The sequence below is a fragment of the Roseomonas genomospecies 6 genome, assembly GCF_008365375.1.
In the GTDB taxonomy this organism is placed as follows: Bacteria; Pseudomonadota; Alphaproteobacteria; order Azospirillales; family Azospirillaceae; genus Azospirillum.
Genome location: NZ_QOKW01000012.1, coordinates 97,463 through 114,939, shown reverse-complemented (window position 1 = coordinate 114,939; position 17,477 = coordinate 97,463). Strand labels below are relative to the sequence as shown.

The window sequence follows — 17,477 nt, the reverse complement described above, 5'->3', positions numbered from 1 at the left end:
CCTGCGGGCGGTCATTCGGCGGCGGCCACGACACGGTCGGCAGCCATGACGGCGCGGACCGGATGGGGCGCCGGACGGAGCGGCGTCGGAAGGAAGGCGGTGATGACGAGGAGCAGGAAGAACCATAGGCCCGCGGTGCCAATAATGCCGAGCAGGCCGTCCGGACCGGCCGGGAGCGCGTACTCGTAGAACCCGGCGCCGGTCTTCGGCACGGTCTGGCCGCCGATGAACACCGTCCAGCGGAACATCCAGGCGCTGTGCACGGCAATCAGGCCGGTCAGCAGGCCGGTGCCCATGGGCTTGCCCACGGCGATGACGAAGGGGACCACGGCGGCCAGCACGGCCCAGACGGCGGTCACGCGCCAGGCCTCGGAGGTCGATACGCTGTCCAGCGCCTCGGCATGGGTGCGGTCGATCCCGAACAGCCCCAGCGCCAGCCACAGGCCGCCGAACACCATCACCGCTCCCAGGAAGCTGGCGAGCAGACGGTTCGCCCGCACCTCAACATCGCGGTCACTGTCTGCCGCAAAACGGTTCAGGATGAGCACCAGACCGGCGGCCCCGACCAGGGCAGTGGTGAGGAACTGGACCGGCAGGAACGGCGTGTGCCACAGCGGGCGCGCCTTGACCACGGCGACCTCGGTGCCCGTGTAGAGCGCGACCAAGGCGGCCCCGGCGAGGACGACGAGGCCCGTGACCCGGATCAGCCGGTCGTTGCGGCCACCGCCCAGGGCGGCCAGCCGGTACAGCACCGCGAGGCGGCTGTCCACCCGGCCCTGCTCCTGGAATTCCTCGCGGAAGCAGGCCCAGGCGTAGACCAGCAGCCCGGTCACGTAGAAGGGGATGATGAGCGAGCCCCACCACATCCAGGACGTCGGACGGACCACGACGTAGAAGTGCCAGAAGCGGCCGGGCTGGTGCAGGTCGGAGAGCAGCGCCACCGGTGCCGCCAGCCCGCAGGTCAGCGCGACCAGCAGCGCCACGCGGCCGAGTTTGCGCCAGTCCTCCCGTGCGAAGGCATAACCGGGCAGGCTGAGAAGCACACCGCCCACCGACAAGCCGATCAGGAAGAAATACTGGACGGCCCAGGGAAGCCACGCGACCTCGCGGGTCACGTTGATGACCTCAACGATGTTGGTGTCCATCATGCGTGCTCCTTCTCGGCGTGGGACCGTTCCGTGTGCGCGCTCGGGCGCCACAGGGTCGGCGTACCGTCCACCTTGCCTTGAAACTTCGGATCCAGACCGATGTAGAAGACCCGCGGCTGGGTGCCCTGCTCCGGCTTCAGCACCTTCGGATTCTCCTCGCGGATCAGCTTGGACACCGTGCTATCCGGGTCGTTCAGGTCGCCGAAGATGCGCGCACCGCCGACGCAGGTCTCCACGCAGGCGGGCAGCAGCCCGGCATCCACGCGGTGGACGCAGAAGGTGCATTTGTCGGCGGTCTGGGTCTCGTGGTTGATGAAGCGCGCGTCGTACGGGCACGCCTGGACGCAGTAGGCGCAGCCGACGCACACCGTGTTGTCCACCACCACGATGCCGTCCTTGCGCTGGAAGGTGGCGCCGGTCGGGCAGACCGGGATGCAGGGGGCGTCCTCGCAGTGGTTGCACAGGCGCGGCAGCATGTAGGTGCCGGTCTTGCCCTGCTCGGTCACCTCGTAGGTCGAGACGATGGTGCGGAAGCTGTTCTCCGGGACATCGTTCTCCATGATGCAGGCGACCGTGCAGGCTTGGCAGCCGACGCACTTGCGCACGTCCACCACCATGCCCCAGCGGTGCGCCGCATCGCCGCCCTTGCGTGCCTCGGCGGCCTCGGCCGGTGCCGGGGCCAGTGTCGCCGCCCCCACTGTGGCGGCGCCGACGCCCAGGACGAAGTTGCGTCGTGATCGGTCCATGACGGGCCCCTTCGCACGTATTCCGTGGCCCGCGGCATTCCGCGGGCTTTCTCGTGCGAAGGATAGTCGGACCGGTATCAGGGTCCCATTGGGGCGAATCCTAGACTTCTTAGGGTTTTCCCCAGTGACATCATGACGCGGGGATAAAGATAGGACCGGTGCAAGGCGAGAGGTGTCACCCGGCCTCGAGCAGGAGCCGCGTCAGGTCCGCCACCGAGCCGACCTCGAGCTTCTCCATGACGTTGTGCCGGTGAACCTCGACCGTCTTCAGGCTGAGGTTGATCTCCGCGGCAATGACCTTGCTCGGCTTGCCCGCGACGACCAGGTCGGCGACCTGCCTCTCCCGCGGGGTCAAGCGCGCCAGCAACGAGCGGACATGGGCCTTGCGGGCATGCCCCTCCCAAGCGCGGAAGGACTTCTCGAGCGCCTCATGGACCCGATCCAGCAACACCTGGTCGTTGAAGGGCTTCTCGATGACGTCGACAGCGCCCGCCCGGAAGGCCCGGGCGGCCATCGGAACGTCGGCATGACCGCTGATGACGATGACCGACAGCAGCGACCCGGCTCGGGCGAGCGTTTCCTGCAACTCCAGCCCGCTCATGCCGGGCATGCGCACGTCGGTCACCAGACAGCCCGGTTTGTCCGGCCGGAGGGCATGGAGCAACTCCTCGCCCGAGGCGAAGGCTTCGACGTGCACCCCGAGTGAGCCGATCAGCCACGTCAGCGAGTGCCGCATCGCGGGATCGTCATCCACGACATAGACCGTGCGCTCCGGGTCAGCCATGGGGCTGTTCCTCCTTTCCGGCCCGCCGGGCCTCGTTCACAATGGGCAAGGTAAAGCGCATGACGACACCGCCGCCAGCGTTGTCCGTCGCCCAGAGATGGCCGCCGTGCGTCTCCACGATGGTGCGGCAGATCGACAAGCCCAGGCCCATGCCACCGGATTTGGTGGTGAAGAAGGGGTCAAACAGCCGCGCCCGTGCCTCTTCGGAAATCCCATGCCCCTGGTCGACCACGGCGACCGCGACCCGCCCCTCTTCATCACGACCAGAATGGACGGTCACGGTGCGGACACGTCCATCCGCCGTGCCGCCCGGCACGTCTTGCATCGCGTCGAGGGCGTTCTTGACCAGGTTCAGGACGACCTGCTCGATCTGGACGCGGTCCGCCATCACAAGGGGAAGGTCGTCGGCGAGGTCCAAGGCGATGGTGACGCCTCCGTTGCGCGCCTGCCCCTGGCACAAGGACACGGCCGTGCGGACGGCCTCATTCACGTCCATCGGTTCAAGTTGGGAGGCCCGCTTGCGCACAAAATTGCGGATGCGCACGATGATTTGCCCGGCCCGCTCGGCTTGCTCCGCGATGGCCCGCGTGATCTCCACCAACTGGGCCGGATCGCCCGTCCCCATCTCCAGACGTCGGGTGCAGCCGCGGGCATAGTTGGCGATGGCCCCGAGCGGCTGGTTCAACTCGTGGGCCAGATTGCTGGCCATCTCGCCGAGGATCGACAGGCGGGCGACGTGGTCCATCTCCTTCTGCCGTTCGCGCGCGGTCTCCTCGGCACGGCGGCGCTCGGCCATCTCGCGAACAAGGTCATGGTTGGCGGTGCGAAGCTCGGCCGTGCGGACCTTGATCAGGTGCTCGACCCGCAGCGAATGGATCGCCCACCACAGCAGGGCCAGCGCGCCCACCGCCAGCCACTCCCAGTGCTCGCGGGCGATGTCGACCAGCGAGACCTCGCGCAGATAGCGGTACGGCCCGATGCGCAGGGACCGGAACAGCGTGTGGACGGACTGGTAGTCGAGCGGCACCGTCCAGCCCTCGTAGCCTGCGGCCTTAGCGGCCGGGTGGTCGGCGGGCATCTCAAACAGCGCGACGACGACCGCCTTCGCCAAATCCTCCGGCGTCGAGGCCAGCCGGGCCAGGGGCCAGTCCGGGTACAGATCAGTGGATAAGGCGCAGTTGAAGCCCGGCACCGTTTTCGGCGCCAGGACCCGGAAGCGTGCCAAGTCCACGCGGTCTTCCGCCGCTAGTTCCTCCAGCAGGCAGGCCCGCAGCACGCCGACATCGACCGTACCGTCCTGAACCGCGAAAGCGACGCGGTCCACGGGAAAGCCGGAGAAGCGGAGTTCCTTCAAATCGCGATAGGGATCGACCCCGGCTTTGAGCATCTCGCCCCAGGCGATCTGAAAGCCGCCGAAGGCGTCCGGGTCGCTGGCCAGGACGGTCCGTCCTTTGAGATCGGCCAGATCGCGGAGGTCCGTACGGTCGGCCCGGACGATGACCGTCGAGCCGATCGACGCGCCGGAAGCGCCAGCGCGGGACGAATGAAGTGTGGCAACGCGGGTGACACCGTAGCGCGCCTCGAGCTCCACGTAGTTGCCGGTGTTGGTCAGGACGAAGTCGACAGTTCGGGCCTGCACGGCGGCGTCCATACCGGGCAGGTCCAGCGGGACCATCTCCGCGCCGCGGTCGGGGAACCGTTCGGCCAGGTAGCGGACGGTCGGTTCCCAGGCGGCGTTTGCGTGGTCACCACCCCGGTAGGCGAGCACGCCGACGCGGATCGGCGGCTCCGCGGCCGCAACCGTGCTGGCGGTCAGACAGGCGGCAAGCCAGGCGACCAGCGCGAGAAGCGGGAGAACGGACTGGCCCCGCCGTGGAACACACGGGCGACGGCCGAGCCTCGAGGTGAACATACCCATCCATGCTCCCGCTCCTACAGTCCGTTGCGTTAAATCTGGATCGTTCTGAACCGCGAACCAGTCGCTGCCGCAGAGGCATCCCCGCTTCAGATTTAACGCAATGAGCTATAGGGTTCCCGACACGCCATCCGTGGCGCTCTCTGTCCATCGACTGAAGCAAAAAGAACGACGCGAGCGGTTTACAGCACCTCCGCCGCGGTGAAGGGAACCATTGTCGCGCACAGCCATTCTGGGGCGGACAGAAGCCGAGAGGATCGCATGACCCAGGATTTGCCTTCAGGAGCGGGCCGCCTCGCCGAGCGGCACCCGGAAGTCTGGAACGCCTTCGCCCAACTCGGGGACGCCGTCGCCCGGTCGGGACCGCTCGACGACACGACGCGGCGGCTGGTGAAGCTGGCCTTGGCGATTGGCGCCCGCTCGGAGGGCGCCGTCCACTCCCATGTCCGACGCGCGCTTGCCGAAGGGGTCGACCCCGAAGCGATCCGGCAGGTGGCGCTTCTGGCCATCCCGACCCTGGGCCTGCCCCAGGCCGTCGCCGCGACGACGTGGATCGAGGATCTGGTCTCTGGGACCCGGCAGGAGATGCCGGACACCGGAGAGCCTTAACGCCTCGGTTCCTCGTTCCTGTCGCTTGTCCAGCGCCGCGGTCAGAGCGTGTCGATCGGGATCTTCAGATAGCGCTTGCCGTTCTCTTCGGGTGGGGGCAACCGCCCCGCCCGCACGTTCACCTGCACCGATGGCAAGATCAGCTTCGGCACCTCCAGAGTCCGGTCGCGGGCCGTGCGGAGCGCCACGAACTCGTCCTCGCTCACGCCGTCCCGAACATGAACGTTGCGCGCCCGCTGCTCGGTGACCGTGCTCTCCCAGGCGTACTCGTCCCGTCCGGGCGCCTTGTAGTCGTGGCCGGTGAAGAGCCGCGTGTCCGGCGGCAGAGCCAGGATGCGCCGGATCGAGCGGTACAGGGCGTGCGCGTCGCCACCTGGGAAGTCGCAGCGCGCCGTGCCGTAGTCGGGCTGGAACAGGGTGTCGCCGACGAACGCCGCGTCGCCCACCACATAGGTCATGTCCGCCGGGGTGTGGCCGGGCGTGTGAATGGCCTGTGCCTCCAACTGGCCAATCCGGAACCGCTCGCCGTCGGCGAACAGATGATCGAACTGGCGCCCGTCGGCCACGAAGCCGGGTTCCATGTTGAACAAGGCGCGGAAGACCTTCTGGACCTCACGGATGTGCTCGCCGATGCCGATGCGGCCGCCGACCCGTTCCTTCAGATAAGGCGCGGCGGACAGGTGATCAGCGTGAACATGGGTCTCCAGAATCCACTCGACCGTCAAGCTGCGCTCGCGCACCAGCGCGACCATGCGGTCGGCCGAGGCGGTCGCGGTGCGGCCGGACTTCGGGTCGAAGTCGAGCACGCTGTCGACCAGGGCCGCAGCCCGGGTGGCGGGATCGGCGACGACATAGCTGACGGTGTTGGTCGCCTCGTCGAACAGCGGCATAACGTCGGGTTTCATCGAGACCTCCTGGCTGGTCCGGCGGGACCGTTCCTGGTACCGCTTGAACAGGTGGCCCGGCTCAATATATCAGTCAAGGCTAAATTACAGAGATGGAAACTGCGCTGACCACGCCGAACGATCTGCCGATGGACACCGCCGAGTTGGAAGCCCGCGCCACTGAGGCCGAGGCGTTCCTGCGCTCGCTCGCGAGCCGCCACCGCTTGATGATCCTCTGCTCACTGCTCGAGGGTGAGATGCCGGTGGGTGAGCTCGTCCGGCGCCTCGGCCTGTCCCAGTCCAACCTGTCCCAGCACCTGGCCAAGCTGCGCGAGGAAGGACTGGTGGCGACCCGCCGGGACGGCACGGCCATCTTTTACCGCATAGGCTCGGACCGGGTTCGCCCCATCCTCGCCGAGCTTTACCGCCTGTTCTGCGTCGCCGGTCGCCCCGAGTGACGCCTCACCTCTGAAACTGAGATCCATGGTACACTTCACGCCAGTCTCGGCCGCCGTCGGCGGCCTCCTGATCGGTTTGTCCGCCGCCCTCCTGTGGGTCGCCAAAGGCCGGATCGCCGGGATCAGCGGCATCCTCGGCGGCCTTGGCGCTCTACGCTCCGGCGACGTCGCCTGGCGCGCCATCTTCCTGGTCGGTCTGATGGCGGCGCCGCTGCTCTACGGCGCGGCGGGTGGTGCGCTACCGGAACCCGCGTCGCCCACCAACCCCGCCCTCCTTGTCGTAGCCGGTCTTCTGGTCGGTTTCGGCACGCGCCTGGGCAACGGCTGCACGAGTGGCCACGGTGTCTGCGGCTTGGCCCGGCTGTCGCCGCGTTCCCTGACGGCCACCGGCCTGTTCATGGCCAGCGCCGCCGCCACCGTCTTCGTCACCCGCCATCTGATCGGAGCCTGACCGCCATGCCCTCCCTGCTCGTCGCCCTGGTGTCCGGCCTTCTGTTCGGCCTGGGGCTGACGGTGTCCTCCATGATCGACCCCGCCAAGGTGCTGAACTTTTTGGATATGGCGGGCTCCTGGGACCCGAGCCTCGCCTTCGTGATGGCCGCGGCCATTCCCGTGGCGGCCGTCGGCTTTGTTGTGGCGAGCCGACGCGGGACGCCGCTGGTCGGCACCGCCTTCCACGGTCCCAAGGCAACCGCCATTGACCGCCGCCTCGTGACAGGCGCCGTCCTGTTCGGCGTGGGCTGGGGGCTGGTCGGCTACTGTCCCGGCCCGGCGTTCGCCACGCTCGGCTTGGGGGCTTCGGGACCGTGGCCGTTCGTCGCCGCCATGCTGGCCGGTATGGCCGCCCACGACCTGATCATGGCCATCCGCATGCGCCGCACCGCGGTCGCGTGACCTCCCCCAACCCGGAATTCCCAGGATGTCCGAACTCCTCACGATCTTGTCCGGTTCGCTGGTCGGCTTCTCCCTCGGCCTGATCGGGGGCGGCGGCTCGATCCTCGCTGTGCCGTTGCTGCTCTACGTCGTGGGCGTGCCGGATCCCCACGTGGCCATTGGCACCAGCGCCCTGGCGGTCGCCGCCAACGCCTTCGCCAACCTGGCCCAGCACGCCCGGGCCGGGACGGTTAAGTGGCCCTGTGCGGCCACCTTCGCCGCGTCCGGCGTGGTCGGGGCGCTGGTTGGCTCGACGGTCGGCAAGGCAGTCAACGGCGAGAGCTTGCTGTTTCTGTTCGCGCTGGTGATGGTCGTCGTCGGCGTCTCCATGCTGAGGAAGCGCGGGAGCGAGGGCGACTCCGCGGTGCGCATCAACAAGACCATCGCCGTACGGCTTGTCGGGATTGGCTTCCTGACCGGCGCGGTGTCGGGCTTCTTTGGGATCGGCGGCGGCTTCCTGATCGTCCCTGGCCTCCTGCTCGGCAGCGGCATGGCCGTGCTCAACGCCATCGGCTCGTCGCTGTTCTCGGTCGGCGCCTTCGGCCTGACCACGGCGGCCAACTACGCACTTTCGGATCTGGTGGATTGGACGGTCGCCGGACTGTTCATCGCCGGTGGCGTGATCGGAGGATTCGCGGGCATGAAGGCGGCGGTGGGGTTGTCCACGCGCAAGGGCGCGCTGACCCAGGTCTTCGCGGGCGTGCTGTTTGCGGTGGCCGCCTACATGCTGTACCGCAACGCGGGTGCCTTGGGCCTGTTCTGATCCGATTCAACATGGGCCAAGGAAGGCTGAGACGGGTTGCCTTGCACCGAAGGACCCTGGCGGTGCCGAGCTCAAAAGCCTTGTGGTCGGCGTGCTCTTCGAGGACGTGGCATCTCTGGAGCGGTTCGGGAAGGTCGACACACTGGCCTCCGACAAGACGGGCTCCCTAACCGAGGGCTAGCCGAAGGTGACCGCTGTGCTTCCAACACCATGCGGTTCTTCGCATGTCTTCATCAGCCGATATCAGCCGGGACGAGCACGAACTCCCGCTTCACCGCGCCGGGGTCGGTGAGTTCGGGAAAAGGCCGTGAAGGCCACGTTCATGGCGGTGACGCACGGGACGGTTCAACGACTCGCCCGGCCACCAGCTCATGGGGAGCACAGCGCCAACGCACGTTGGATGCAAGCAGTCAGCAGGCAATTCGATGCATTTTTCTTACTCACGCCAACTCCCGTTTAGAACTTTCGAGCCTTCATTGCCTCTTTGCTGTTGTCCCGGAGCGCCGACCGCGTCAGCGCCAGGACCGCCGTGCCCGACGACAGTTTACCAGAGGCCGTAATGAGCGATGCAGCGAGCCAGGGGGTGCAACCGATCCCGGCCAGAAAAGGAGCAAAGCCGGTCTCCGGTGTGACGTTCAAGCTCATCGACCCCCGGTCAATCTCCTTTGTGGCGAGCCGCCGCTGGCAGGTCCCAGGCTTCACGGTGGACCTTGTCCGCCCTCAACCGTTTGCCATGCAGGGAGGCCAACCGCTCGCGACGATCTGCACCCCGCTTGGCCCGTTGGTCGGCGATGTCGCCGTCGGCTCGTCACGCAAGTCACTCCAGCGCTGCAATGACGGCGACCTGGGCTTCATTCCCGGAAGCATGCCGGTCGAGGGGGCGTTCCACACCGTCCCCCCCTCGATGATCCTGATCGGCGTCGAGGACGCACGTCTGACCACGCTCACCCACGAACTCTTCGATGGGCGGTCGGGCTCGTTCCGCTACGTCCATGGGCTCCGCCCTCCCAATTTTGTCCGCCTGCAACCGGTGCTGCGCGGGTATCTGGAAAGCGGAGCGGACTGGGGACCGCTGTATCTGGAATCCCTGCTCACCCTGATCGCCGCCGAGGCGCTGCGGGAAGCGTGGACCGAAACGCCTGCGCTCGGTGAGCGTCTCAGCCTTCCTCCCGCCGCGCTGCGCCGGGTGCTGGACTACATCGAAGAAAACCTCGCGGCCGAGTTGAGCCTGACCGACCTTGCCGCGGTGGCCGGGCTCAGCCCCTACCACTTCGCGCGAGGCTTCCGCCAAGACGTCGGCGAACCACCCCATCGCTACGTGCTGCGGCGCCGGGTGGCCATGGCGTCCGGTCTGCTGGCCAAAACCAACCTACCCGTCGCCGACATCGCCACACAGTGCGGCTTCTCGAGCGCCAGCCACTTCTCGACTTTCTTCCGAAAAGCCATCGGCACCACGCCGAGCCGCTTCAGGACCGATCGGAAATGACGAATGCACACCCATGCAGCAACGCGCCAAAACTCGGAGCACGGCGCACCCTAAGCGGCGTGATTGTGGAGTACGTGCCAAGCCGCGACCTCGACCTCCACCTGGAACTTCCGTGCCACCGCATATCGGTCCACCTGGAGGGCGCCGAAGCCAACCTCGCGTTGGGAGCTGATCGGACCAACAAGGTCATTGTGCCACCGGCCGGAATCGTGTTCTACCCGGCGGGCACCGAGGTCAAGATCGCGACCCAGGACAGCGGCCCCTACCTGGTGCTCATGCTGGAGCCGGTTCGCTTCGCTGACATGGTGCTGGAAGGCTTGGGCACAGAGCCGACAAGCCTTTCGCCCCTCATCGGCCATTGCGATCCCGCAGCCCAGGCAATTGCCGCCACGGTGCGCGACGCTTTGCGGGAGCCATCACCTGTCACCGCAACCATTCTCCGATCCGGGGCGACACTGCTTGCCCTGCATGCCGCCCGCGCGATCAGCATGCCGCCCGCCACCTCGGGCATGGGACTGGCCAAGCGCGACCTGCGCCGAGCTATCGACTACATCGAAGCGAATATCTCCGCGGCCGACCTGAACACCCGCACGTTGGCCCGTGCCCTCGATCTCCCCGTCGACGTCTTGCATGCGGCGTTCCGGGCGACGTTTGGAAGCACACCGGCGCAGTATGTGCTCCAGCGCCGGGTCACCCGCGCAAGGGCCTATCTGGGACGTGGAACAACCCTGGCCGAGGCGGCGGTACAGAGTGGGGTTGGCGATGAAGCGCGCCTCGCACAGCTTCTGCGGGCGGGAGGAGGCGGTCTCGCGATGGTGCAGCTGCCCCGCGCATCCTGAAGCCAACAGCATCAGGACTCCTATCCGCAAAAAAGGGGAACCGGCCGACGCTGCCGTTGAACCCCCAAACGGCTCGTGCCACAACGCGCCGCTTTGTTAAGAGGATTCTGATGCTCGATTACCTGTTCGGGGTGTCGCCGTTCCTGCCACATGGGTTTTGCCTGACCTGGCGACCGGACCTTCTGGCCTTGCACATTGTCTCCGACCTAGCGATCGGCTTGGCCTACTTCTCCATTCCGGTGGTCATCCTGGCCTACCTGCGGCGCAAGCCGGACTTCGAGCACCGTGGCGTCGCGTGGCTGTTCGCCGCCTTCATCGTCCTGTGCGGGCTGACGCACCTCATGGGGATGATCACGCTGTGGTGGCCCGCCTACGGCCTCGACGGCATCATCAAGGCCGTCACCGCCGTGGTCTCGGTCACGACGGCCGCAATGCTGTGGCCGTTGCTCCCACGGATCGTCACGATTCCGAGCCCGCGCGCCCTTCGGGAAGCCAATGCGCGGCTGGAACGGGAGATCCAGGAACGCTTGACAGCGGAAGCATCCTTGCGGGAAGCCCGGGACGAGCTTGAGCGCCGCGTTGCGGAACGCACGGCCGACTTGGCGCGGAGCGAGGAACGCGCCCGCTTGGCCGCCGCCGCGGGCAACGTCGGCCTATGGGAGTGGGACCTGACAACCGGTACCGTGGTCCGGTCACCGCAATGCCGGGCCATGCTGGACACGGACGACGAGCAGCCGGTCGAGGGGTTCTTCGAGCGTGTTCATCCCGAGGACCAGGAACAGGTCCGGGCGGCGTTCGCGGAGGCTTTGCACAAGGGTGCTATTGACATGGAGGTGCGGATCCTGACAGCGAACGGGGACACCCGCTGGATGGACGTTCAAGGGGCCGTCTACAACGACGTGGAGGATGAGACGCCTCGGCGCCGCTTCCTGGGGACCATCGCGGACATCACCGACCGGGTGCGGACCACCGAGGCGTTGCGCGAATCGCTGGCCGAGAAGGAGGTGCTGCTCACCGAGGTCCACCATCGGGTGAAGAACAACCTTCAAAGCCTGCTGGCGCTGATGCAGCTGGAGAAACGACGCACGGGCGATGACGCTTTGGCCGAACGCTTCGAGGCGATGAGCGGCCGCATTCAAGTGATGGCCCGGGTTCACGAGAACCTGTACACATCGAAGACCCTGTCCGTGGTCAACCTCGGCCAGCAAGTCCGCGATCTGTGCGTCAGCATTCAGCAGCTCGCGCCGCCATCAGGCCGTGTTCGGATGATGGTCGAGGTCGAGGACCTGTACGGCTCGCTCGACGTGGCCGTTCCTCTTGGGCTGCTCGCCAACGAGGTCATCGGCAACGCCGTGAAGCACGCCTTCCCCGGCGAGCGTACCGGCACCATCCACGTGTCGCTGCGAGGCGGCGAGCCCGGGGCTGTATTGACCGTGCGGGACGACGGGGTCGGCGACCCGCGGGGGGAACCGCGCGCAGGAATGGGCAAACCGCTGGTCCAAGTGCTGGCCCGTCAGCTTCGCGCCACGCTGACGGTGGTGGTCGAGACGGGAACGACGGTTCGGGTTGAGCTGCCGCGAGACGCCACTCAGGGGGCGCCCGCCGCCTTGGTGAGCGGACCTCGCGTGTCAGGCATAGGCGCCTTGGCGACGTGACCGATCCTCCGGCGCCGTGTTAACGGGGAAGGAGGATGCCCGACACGCACAGCGTCCTGCCTTGGGTCCGGCTGGCGGGATGCACCATGCGGATACTGATCGTCGAGGACAACGCACTGGTCGCTTTCGACCTCGAACAGCAGCTGCTGCACGCCGGTCATGATGTTGTTGGCATCGCCGCGACGGCGTCCGATGCCGAGGCGATCGCCGCAGCCGAAGGTGCCGACGTCGCCCTGATGGATGTGGCGCTGGCGGACGGGTCGTCCGGGGTCGATGCGGCCGCATCGCTGAAGCGGGTCCACAACATCCCGAGCGTTTTCATCACCGCCACGCTGCCGGACACTCCCGAGGTCCGGGCAACCGGCCTGGGGGTGCTGGCCAAGCCGTTCAGCGAGCGCGAAGTCGCGGGCACGCTGCTCGCCATTGAGGCCCTGCTTGAAGGAAGATTCCCTTCGGACGCCCCCGCCCGGTTGGTCCTGTTCGGCTCCTGATTGGGGACCGGAACAACACCACCCTGGGAAGCGATGGCCGCGACCTGCGCGCCAAAGAAATGGGCCGCGCCTAACCGGCGCGGCCCGAGTCTAGGGAGGAAACGCTACCACACAGAGAACCCCGCGCCGAGCCGCGGGGAGCGCAAGCTGGGGGGAAGCAGCTTGCGATGGCCAGCAGGATCTTCGGAGGCATGTCGCTCCCAAGATCGGTACTCTTAACGGAGGGACGTCTCCGTTGTTGCGCGGGGAGAGTGACCCAGTTCGCGGCCCAGCATCATTTCCGCAAGAATCTGAAAATCTCAGTCCGGCGGCGCTTTGCCATGAAAGCGCAGGGCCTTGAACAGAACCTGGTCTTCGTGGAAGTGCTCGATCAGCCACCGGCGCAAAACATGGGCTGCATCGTGAAGCGCGTGTTCCTCAGCGGCCGCGAGACGCAGCCGGGCAATGTCGTCGAGGAATCGGCTGTGCGAGTTGATGTGGTTCAGCACATCCGTTCCGCCCAGCTTGCGGAGCAAGCGCTCCTCGTTGCCGAAATGCGCGGCGGCGGCCGTCTCCACGGTTTCAAAGAACTCGTGCCGCAGAATAAGAGAGGTTCGGCGGGTGAGCGCCCGTACGAGGTCGTTGTAGAGCGTGGCGAGCACCCGATGCTCCTCATCGAGTTCCGGCATCCCAGATTCGAAACTGGCGGACCATGCGATCGGGATCAAATAGGCGTCAGCGGTCACAGCGAACGGGACCTTCGCAGCCAGGATAATGGAGCGATCAGGGGGAGGTGGCGGACGCCGCCTTTTGCGGACGTCCACCGCGCCGGATCCGCGGCGAGCCTCCCGTCTTGCAGGACTCAGCCGAGATTCAGTGTTGGGCGAGCCGGTCGATCTCCTCCTTGAGGCGCAGCTTCTCGAGCTTCAGCCGCTTCAACGCCAGGTCATCGGGATGGGTGTGGCTGTACTCGGCATGGATCCGGGCGTCGAGTGCCGCGTGGCGCTGACGCAGGCTCATCACGCGCGGGGACTCCATTGTCGGCATCGCTGTCTCCCTCGGTAGCACTTGGTCAAGAGATGATCGGCGCCTCCACGACGCCGACCGTGAGTGCTCATTCCAGCCTGCTCGGCCTGAGGATGAGCGTGATGCGGCGATCGTCGGCGCTCCGCTCCACGGAGGCACCGATCTGGTGGGCCAAGGCGGTGACGACGGTCCAGCCGAGCAGGTCCCCGGCCGCCCGGCCGGAGTGCTGAGGCAGGTCGAAGCCGTCGTTGAGGACGTCGAGGCGAAGGCACCCATCGTCGTCGCGGACGAGAAGGACGTCGAGAGCCCCGTGTCTGGCCCGCTGGCAGCGTTTGATCGCGGCCATGAGCATTTCAGAGGTCAGTACCGCCAGTGGCATGGCGGCGTCGAGCGGGATCAGAACGTCGTCGGTGTGGCAGCGCAGCTGAATGTTCGCGGATTCCAAGGCGGCGCGGTGAACTCCACACAGATCCTGGACCACCCGGTGGACGGCCGTCCGCAACCGACCAGTGCTCACATCGAGAGCGCGGTACACCATGCCCATCCCGTGCACGCCCGACACCAGAGCTTCGAGTTCCTGGCGCGTGCCGGGATCCTCGAGGGCGGAGATGCGCACCTGCACCAACGCCGCCAGCATCTGGAGGCTGTTCGCCATGCCATGACGCAGGTCGGCGATCACCGCCGCGTCCGACCTCTCGTCCGGTCCATCGCGCTGAGGACCCGTGCCCCCGGCACTTGGCTCATGCTTCATCAGAGACTCTGCCGCTGTAGATCGCTTTTCAACGCTGGACCCTGCGACCGTGCGCGCCGGTGCGTTGGCGGAGCGCTGCATGAGCAAGCTCCCGGCGTGTCCTGGCGCGGCTCCAGCCGGGATACAGCTCCATCCCGTACGGGATCGGCCCCGGTGGCCGGTTGGCCAGGATGCGCCGGACGACATCGACGGCCATGGTCAGGGCAAGGTCGGTGAACGGCTTGCCCAGGCAGCCAACCGCCGCATCCTTCGCCGCAAGGGCCTCTTCGAGGTGCCCGGTGACGAACAGGCAAGGAACTCCACACGCTTCGTGAAGGGCGCGGGCGAACGCAACACCGGATCGGCCGTACGCGAGATTGATGTCGACCAAGGCAAGGTCGATTCCCGAGCCGCACAGGGTGACCGCCGCTTCGGGGTGACCGGCAATACCCCGGACCCGGCACCCGTGCCGCTCCAGCGCCATCTTCATCCCCAAAGCGGCGATGCCGTCGTCTTCGACGATGACGATGGTCACGGCCTTTCCTGTATCCCGGTCGTGAGCGAGGGGGCCCATGGCTCGCCTCCTAATGAAGCCAGGTAATTGGCGGGTCAGGACGCTCTTCGGGGGCGGACGACCCCGTATCCACGAGATCCGCGATGGCGGCCAACCGTTCCAGCAAGGCGTTCACCTGCGGTGCTGGAATTCGCCGGTCGGCGCAGACCTCCTCGAGCATCGCCTCAACGTCGTCAAGGCTGTTTATCGCGGTTTGAACGCGCAGGTCTTCCGTACTCATCGCTGCTTTCCATTCCGGTATCGACGCCACCTTGCGAACATTCAAAGCCGCCGAAGCGGGCGCCGCGAGGGAAAAGGTCCGCCATTTTTTCGCAAGAATCTGAAAGAGATCGCCCTTGCGAGCAAAGTTATTCAAACCCTCGCAATGGGTAAGGTATTCGTCGTTCTCCACGGGGTATCGTGGGCAACACGACGCAATCCTATATTTTCTATGTTGCGAAAGCGCTGTTTCAGCTACTGGCCAGCGGATGTCCGGGGTTCACGCCGACGTGGGCGATGCCCGGGATCGGTCTTCGTCCCCAGGCGTCTTCGTTCGGCTGGAAGCGGGGATGCTGCCACGCTCGACCGCGGGGAACAGCAGGTGGAACGTTGTGCCGACGCCGACCTCGCTCTCCACCTTCATGTCGCCGCCATTCTGTCTGACGAAGCCATAAACCTGGCTCAGCCCCAAGCCGGTGCCCTTGTCGCCCTTGGTGGTGAAGAAGGGCTCGAGGGCCCGGCGCAGCACGTCCGGCGGCATTCCTTGCCCAGTATCGGCAATCGTTACGCAGGCGTGTGGAACGGGTTTCAGCGTCCCCGTCCGCCGCACGTCGCCCTCGGTGCACCGCGCCGTCGCGATGCGGATCGTGCCGCCGGAGGGCATGGCGTCGCGGGCATTGACCACCAAGTTCAGCAGCGCGGTGTCAAATTGCGTCCGGTCGGTCCGGCAGAGCGGGACGTCGCTCCCGAGGTCGAAGATTACCTCGACTTGGCGTCCCGCCGCATTGCGCAGCAGTTCCTGAAGGCTGGCCAGCATCTCGTTGACGTCGGCCTCGACGATCGTGAGATCCTGGCGACGCGCAAACGCCAGCATCTGCTGGGTCAGCTTGGTTCCACGCTCGACGGCCCCCAAGGCCGTTTCCGTGAGATGCTTCACCTCCTCGGTGTCAACCCGACGCCTGACGAGCATGAGGCAGCTGGACACGACGGCCATCAGATTGTTGAAGTCGTGCGCCACACCGCCGGTCATGCGACCGAGCGCCTCCAGCTTCTGCGCCTGAATCTGTTGCTGAACAGCCTGTTCACGCTCGACCCGGCGCCGGACCCAGAGCGCAACCAGAAGAGCGAGCAGACCTGCGACCAAGAAGCCCGCAGCCACGGTGGCCGTCACGTTGCGCCACCACCCGGCAAGCAGGGTGTCCTTGTTCAGCGTGACAGCGACCACCAAAGGGAATTCCGGAACCGAGCGATAGCTGACGACCCGCGGGGTGCGGTCAATCATGCTGGGGGCGTGGTAGGTTCCCTCAGCGTTGCCCGGCAGACGGACTGTGAAAAGTTCCAGCGACGAGAAGTCCTTTCCGACGACCGCATCATGTTGCGGGAAGCGGGCGATCAGAATGCCGTCATGCCGGAACAGGGCGATGCTGTCGCGTTCTTCAAGACCCAGGGCTTGGTAGAAGCGCTCAAAGTACCGCGGCTCGACGGCGGCGACGGCAATCCCTCCGAAGCTGCCGTTCGACTGGTCGATGCGGCGGCTCACGCTGACGAACCAATCGTCCAGGGAACGGCTGATCAGCGGCTTGCCGATGAGCAGGGATGCGCTGGGATCCTTGGCGTGCGCGATGAAGTAGTCGCGGTCGGCAAGGGTGACGCGGGGCGTTTTCGGGTGGTCGGTGTCTTGCGTGATGAAGCCGTCCGCGCCAATCACGAACAGCGCCCGGACATGCGGCAGAGACCTCAGCCGTTCGCGCAACGTGTCCGCGAAGGCGAGATCGTGCTCGCTAAAGTCGTGTTTCAGCGTTAGGGTGTCGATGATCCCGGTCAGCGTCAGGTCGACCGCCTGGAAGCTCCGGGCTGTCTGCTCCTCGAGCACCCGGACCAGCGAGCGGGCGGACCGCTCCCCGGCCGCGAGTGCCCGGGCGAGGTCAAGCCAGAGCCACACGGCCGCCGCCGCGGCCAGCACCGCCATCACCGCCGCGGCGACCAGGCCACCACGGATCCAGAGCGTGCGAGCGGCAACAGGCAGTCCATCGACGATCATGGCAACGCCTCAGCGAGGGGACGGCACCATACAGCGGCCACAGAGGGTGCGGCATCCACTGTCGAAGGCGATGGCGTTTCCTGTCAAGGCTTGGATACCGCCTTTCAAATCTTATTTCGCGCGCAGTCTTGAGCGACGTGAAGTTTTTGGCGAAAAACAACTGAATCTGCGCTCTTTTCAGTTGTTCTGATGGACAGTTGCCCAATAAAGGAATGACC

Annotated in this window: 20 protein-coding genes; 9 read left to right on the top strand and 11 right to left on the bottom strand. The window is 66.4% G+C overall.

Features of this window, described 5'->3' with window-relative positions; genetic code table 11:
- Positions 1-11: 11 nt before the first annotated feature.
- From nrfD to DS843_RS16440, 4 genes are all read right to left on the bottom strand, one after another.
- Positions 12-1,148 (bottom strand): NrfD/PsrC family molybdoenzyme membrane anchor subunit, encoded by a 1,137-nt coding sequence (gene nrfD / locus DS843_RS16455; protein ID WP_208852258.1) that lies wholly within the window; start codon positions 1,146-1,148, stop codon positions 12-14.
- Positions 1,145-1,894: a sulfate reduction electron transfer complex DsrMKJOP subunit DsrO gene (gene dsrO / locus DS843_RS16450; protein WP_149469962.1), complete on the bottom strand. Its 750-nt coding sequence runs from the start codon at positions 1,892-1,894 to the stop codon at positions 1,145-1,147. The genes nrfD and dsrO overlap by 4 nt, the downstream gene beginning before the upstream one ends.
- Before the next feature lie 175 nt (positions 1,895-2,069).
- Positions 2,070-2,678 carry a response regulator transcription factor gene (locus DS843_RS16445; RefSeq protein ID WP_149469961.1) on the bottom strand — a complete coding sequence of 203 codons (609 nt, stop codon included), beginning with the start codon at positions 2,676-2,678 and terminating at the stop codon, positions 2,070-2,072.
- Complete coding sequence (locus DS843_RS16440; RefSeq protein ID WP_286192141.1) at positions 2,671-4,596, bottom strand: sensor histidine kinase; 1,926 nt, start codon at positions 4,594-4,596, stop codon at positions 2,671-2,673. Before DS843_RS16440 ends, DS843_RS16445 begins: the two co-directional genes overlap by 8 nt.
- 258 nt (positions 4,597-4,854) lie before the next feature.
- On the opposite strand from DS843_RS16440, the gene DS843_RS16435 reads away from it, so the two are divergent.
- Entirely contained in the window at positions 4,855-5,202 is a 348-nt protein-coding gene (locus tag DS843_RS16435; protein ID WP_149469960.1) for a carboxymuconolactone decarboxylase family protein, read from the top strand.
- A gap of 41 nt (positions 5,203-5,243) precedes the next feature.
- Here DS843_RS16435 and DS843_RS16430 read toward each other — a convergent pair whose 3' ends face one another.
- Entirely contained in the window at positions 5,244-6,107 is an 864-nt protein-coding gene (locus tag DS843_RS16430) for an MBL fold metallo-hydrolase (RefSeq protein ID WP_149469959.1), read from the bottom strand.
- Between the two features lie 92 nt (positions 6,108-6,199).
- Between DS843_RS16430 and DS843_RS16425 the strand changes: the two genes are divergently transcribed.
- From DS843_RS16425 to DS843_RS16390, 8 genes are all read left to right on the top strand, one after another.
- Positions 6,200-6,544 (top strand): ArsR/SmtB family transcription factor, encoded by a 345-nt coding sequence (locus DS843_RS16425; protein ID WP_286192140.1) that lies wholly within the window; start codon positions 6,200-6,202, stop codon positions 6,542-6,544.
- Between the two features lie 25 nt (positions 6,545-6,569).
- Positions 6,570-6,995 carry a YeeE/YedE family protein gene (locus tag DS843_RS16420; protein WP_149469958.1) on the top strand — a complete coding sequence of 142 codons (426 nt, stop codon included), beginning with the start codon at positions 6,570-6,572 and terminating at the stop codon, positions 6,993-6,995.
- A gap of 5 nt (positions 6,996-7,000) precedes the next feature.
- Positions 7,001-7,438 (top strand): YeeE/YedE family protein, encoded by a 438-nt coding sequence (locus DS843_RS16415; protein ID WP_149469957.1) that lies wholly within the window; start codon positions 7,001-7,003, stop codon positions 7,436-7,438.
- Between the two features lie 25 nt (positions 7,439-7,463).
- Positions 7,464-8,240, top strand: coding sequence for a sulfite exporter TauE/SafE family protein (locus DS843_RS16410; protein WP_149469956.1), 777 nt, complete (start codon positions 7,464-7,466; stop codon positions 8,238-8,240).
- A 559-nt stretch (positions 8,241-8,799) separates the two neighbouring features.
- Entirely contained in the window at positions 8,800-9,726 is a 927-nt protein-coding gene (locus DS843_RS16405; protein WP_149469955.1) for a helix-turn-helix domain-containing protein, read from the top strand.
- Complete coding sequence (locus DS843_RS16400; RefSeq protein WP_149469954.1) at positions 9,723-10,565, top strand: helix-turn-helix domain-containing protein; 843 nt, start codon at positions 9,723-9,725, stop codon at positions 10,563-10,565. Before DS843_RS16405 ends, DS843_RS16400 begins: the two co-directional genes overlap by 4 nt.
- Positions 10,566-10,675: 110 nt before the next feature.
- On the top strand, positions 10,676-12,220 hold the full coding sequence (locus DS843_RS16395; RefSeq protein ID WP_149469953.1) for a sensor histidine kinase: 1,545 nt from the start codon (positions 10,676-10,678) through the stop codon (positions 12,218-12,220).
- 35 nt (positions 12,221-12,255) lie between these two features.
- The gene (locus DS843_RS16390; RefSeq protein WP_149469952.1) at positions 12,256-12,711 is read left to right on the top strand and encodes a response regulator; all 456 of its coding nucleotides are present in this window, start codon (positions 12,256-12,258) and stop codon (positions 12,709-12,711) included.
- A 299-nt stretch (positions 12,712-13,010) separates the two neighbouring features.
- On the opposite strand, the gene DS843_RS16385 is transcribed toward DS843_RS16390, so the two are convergent.
- The 6 genes from DS843_RS16385 to DS843_RS16360 form a co-directional block, all read right to left on the bottom strand.
- Positions 13,011-13,436 carry a bacteriohemerythrin gene (locus DS843_RS16385; protein ID WP_149469951.1) on the bottom strand — a complete coding sequence of 142 codons (426 nt, stop codon included), beginning with the start codon at positions 13,434-13,436 and terminating at the stop codon, positions 13,011-13,013.
- 127 nt (positions 13,437-13,563) lie between these two features.
- Positions 13,564-13,710: a YdcH family protein gene (locus tag DS843_RS16380; protein WP_286192139.1), complete on the bottom strand. Its 147-nt coding sequence runs from the start codon at positions 13,708-13,710 to the stop codon at positions 13,564-13,566.
- Between the two features lie 94 nt (positions 13,711-13,804).
- Positions 13,805-14,395 (bottom strand): histidine kinase dimerization/phosphoacceptor domain -containing protein, encoded by a 591-nt coding sequence (locus tag DS843_RS16375; RefSeq protein WP_167525341.1) that lies wholly within the window; start codon positions 14,393-14,395, stop codon positions 13,805-13,807.
- Positions 14,396-14,495: 100 nt separating this feature from the next.
- Entirely contained in the window at positions 14,496-14,981 is a 486-nt protein-coding gene (locus tag DS843_RS16370) for a response regulator (RefSeq protein WP_286192138.1), read from the bottom strand.
- A gap of 49 nt (positions 14,982-15,030) precedes the next feature.
- A complete protein-coding gene (locus DS843_RS16365; RefSeq protein ID WP_149469948.1) occupies positions 15,031-15,411 on the bottom strand; it encodes a hypothetical protein in 381 nt (126 codons plus the stop codon).
- 87 nt (positions 15,412-15,498) lie between these two features.
- Entirely contained in the window at positions 15,499-17,259 is a 1,761-nt protein-coding gene (locus tag DS843_RS16360; RefSeq protein ID WP_149469947.1) for a hybrid sensor histidine kinase/response regulator, read from the bottom strand.
- Positions 17,260-17,477 lie beyond the last annotated feature (218 nt).

Excerpts from the sequence above, each read along its gene's own strand:
- DS843_RS16420 (WP_149469958.1), top strand. The coding sequence starts at position 6,570 with ATGGTACACTTCACGCCAGTCTCGGCCGCCGTCGGCGGCCTCCTGATC.
- DS843_RS16380 (WP_286192139.1), bottom strand. The coding sequence starts at position 13,710 with ATGAGCCTGCGTCAGCGCCACGCGGCACTCGACGCCCGGATCCATGCC.
- DS843_RS16430 (WP_149469959.1), bottom strand. The coding sequence starts at position 6,107 with ATGAAACCCGACGTTATGCCGCTGTTCGACGAGGCGACCAACACCGTC.
- DS843_RS16400 (WP_149469954.1), top strand. The coding sequence starts at position 9,723 with ATGACGAATGCACACCCATGCAGCAACGCGCCAAAACTCGGAGCACGG.
- nrfD (WP_208852258.1), bottom strand. The coding sequence starts at position 1,148 with ATGATGGACACCAACATCGTTGAGGTCATCAACGTGACCCGCGAGGTC.
- DS843_RS16440 (WP_286192141.1), bottom strand. The coding sequence starts at position 4,596 with ATGGGTATGTTCACCTCGAGGCTCGGCCGTCGCCCGTGTGTTCCACGG.
- DS843_RS16360 (WP_149469947.1), bottom strand. The coding sequence starts at position 17,259 with ATGATCGTCGATGGACTGCCTGTTGCCGCTCGCACGCTCTGGATCCGT.
- DS843_RS16425 (WP_286192140.1), top strand. The coding sequence starts at position 6,200 with ATGGAAACTGCGCTGACCACGCCGAACGATCTGCCGATGGACACCGCC.
- DS843_RS16410 (WP_149469956.1), top strand. The coding sequence starts at position 7,464 with ATGTCCGAACTCCTCACGATCTTGTCCGGTTCGCTGGTCGGCTTCTCC.
- DS843_RS16445 (WP_149469961.1), bottom strand. The coding sequence starts at position 2,678 with ATGGCTGACCCGGAGCGCACGGTCTATGTCGTGGATGACGATCCCGCG.
- DS843_RS16405 (WP_149469955.1), top strand. The coding sequence starts at position 8,800 with ATGAGCGATGCAGCGAGCCAGGGGGTGCAACCGATCCCGGCCAGAAAA.
- DS843_RS16390 (WP_149469952.1), top strand. The coding sequence starts at position 12,256 with ATGCCCGACACGCACAGCGTCCTGCCTTGGGTCCGGCTGGCGGGATGC.
- DS843_RS16415 (WP_149469957.1), top strand. The coding sequence starts at position 7,001 with ATGCCCTCCCTGCTCGTCGCCCTGGTGTCCGGCCTTCTGTTCGGCCTG.
- DS843_RS16395 (WP_149469953.1), top strand. The coding sequence starts at position 10,676 with ATGCTCGATTACCTGTTCGGGGTGTCGCCGTTCCTGCCACATGGGTTT.
- DS843_RS16435 (WP_149469960.1), top strand. The coding sequence starts at position 4,855 with ATGACCCAGGATTTGCCTTCAGGAGCGGGCCGCCTCGCCGAGCGGCAC.
- dsrO (WP_149469962.1), bottom strand. The coding sequence starts at position 1,894 with ATGGACCGATCACGACGCAACTTCGTCCTGGGCGTCGGCGCCGCCACA.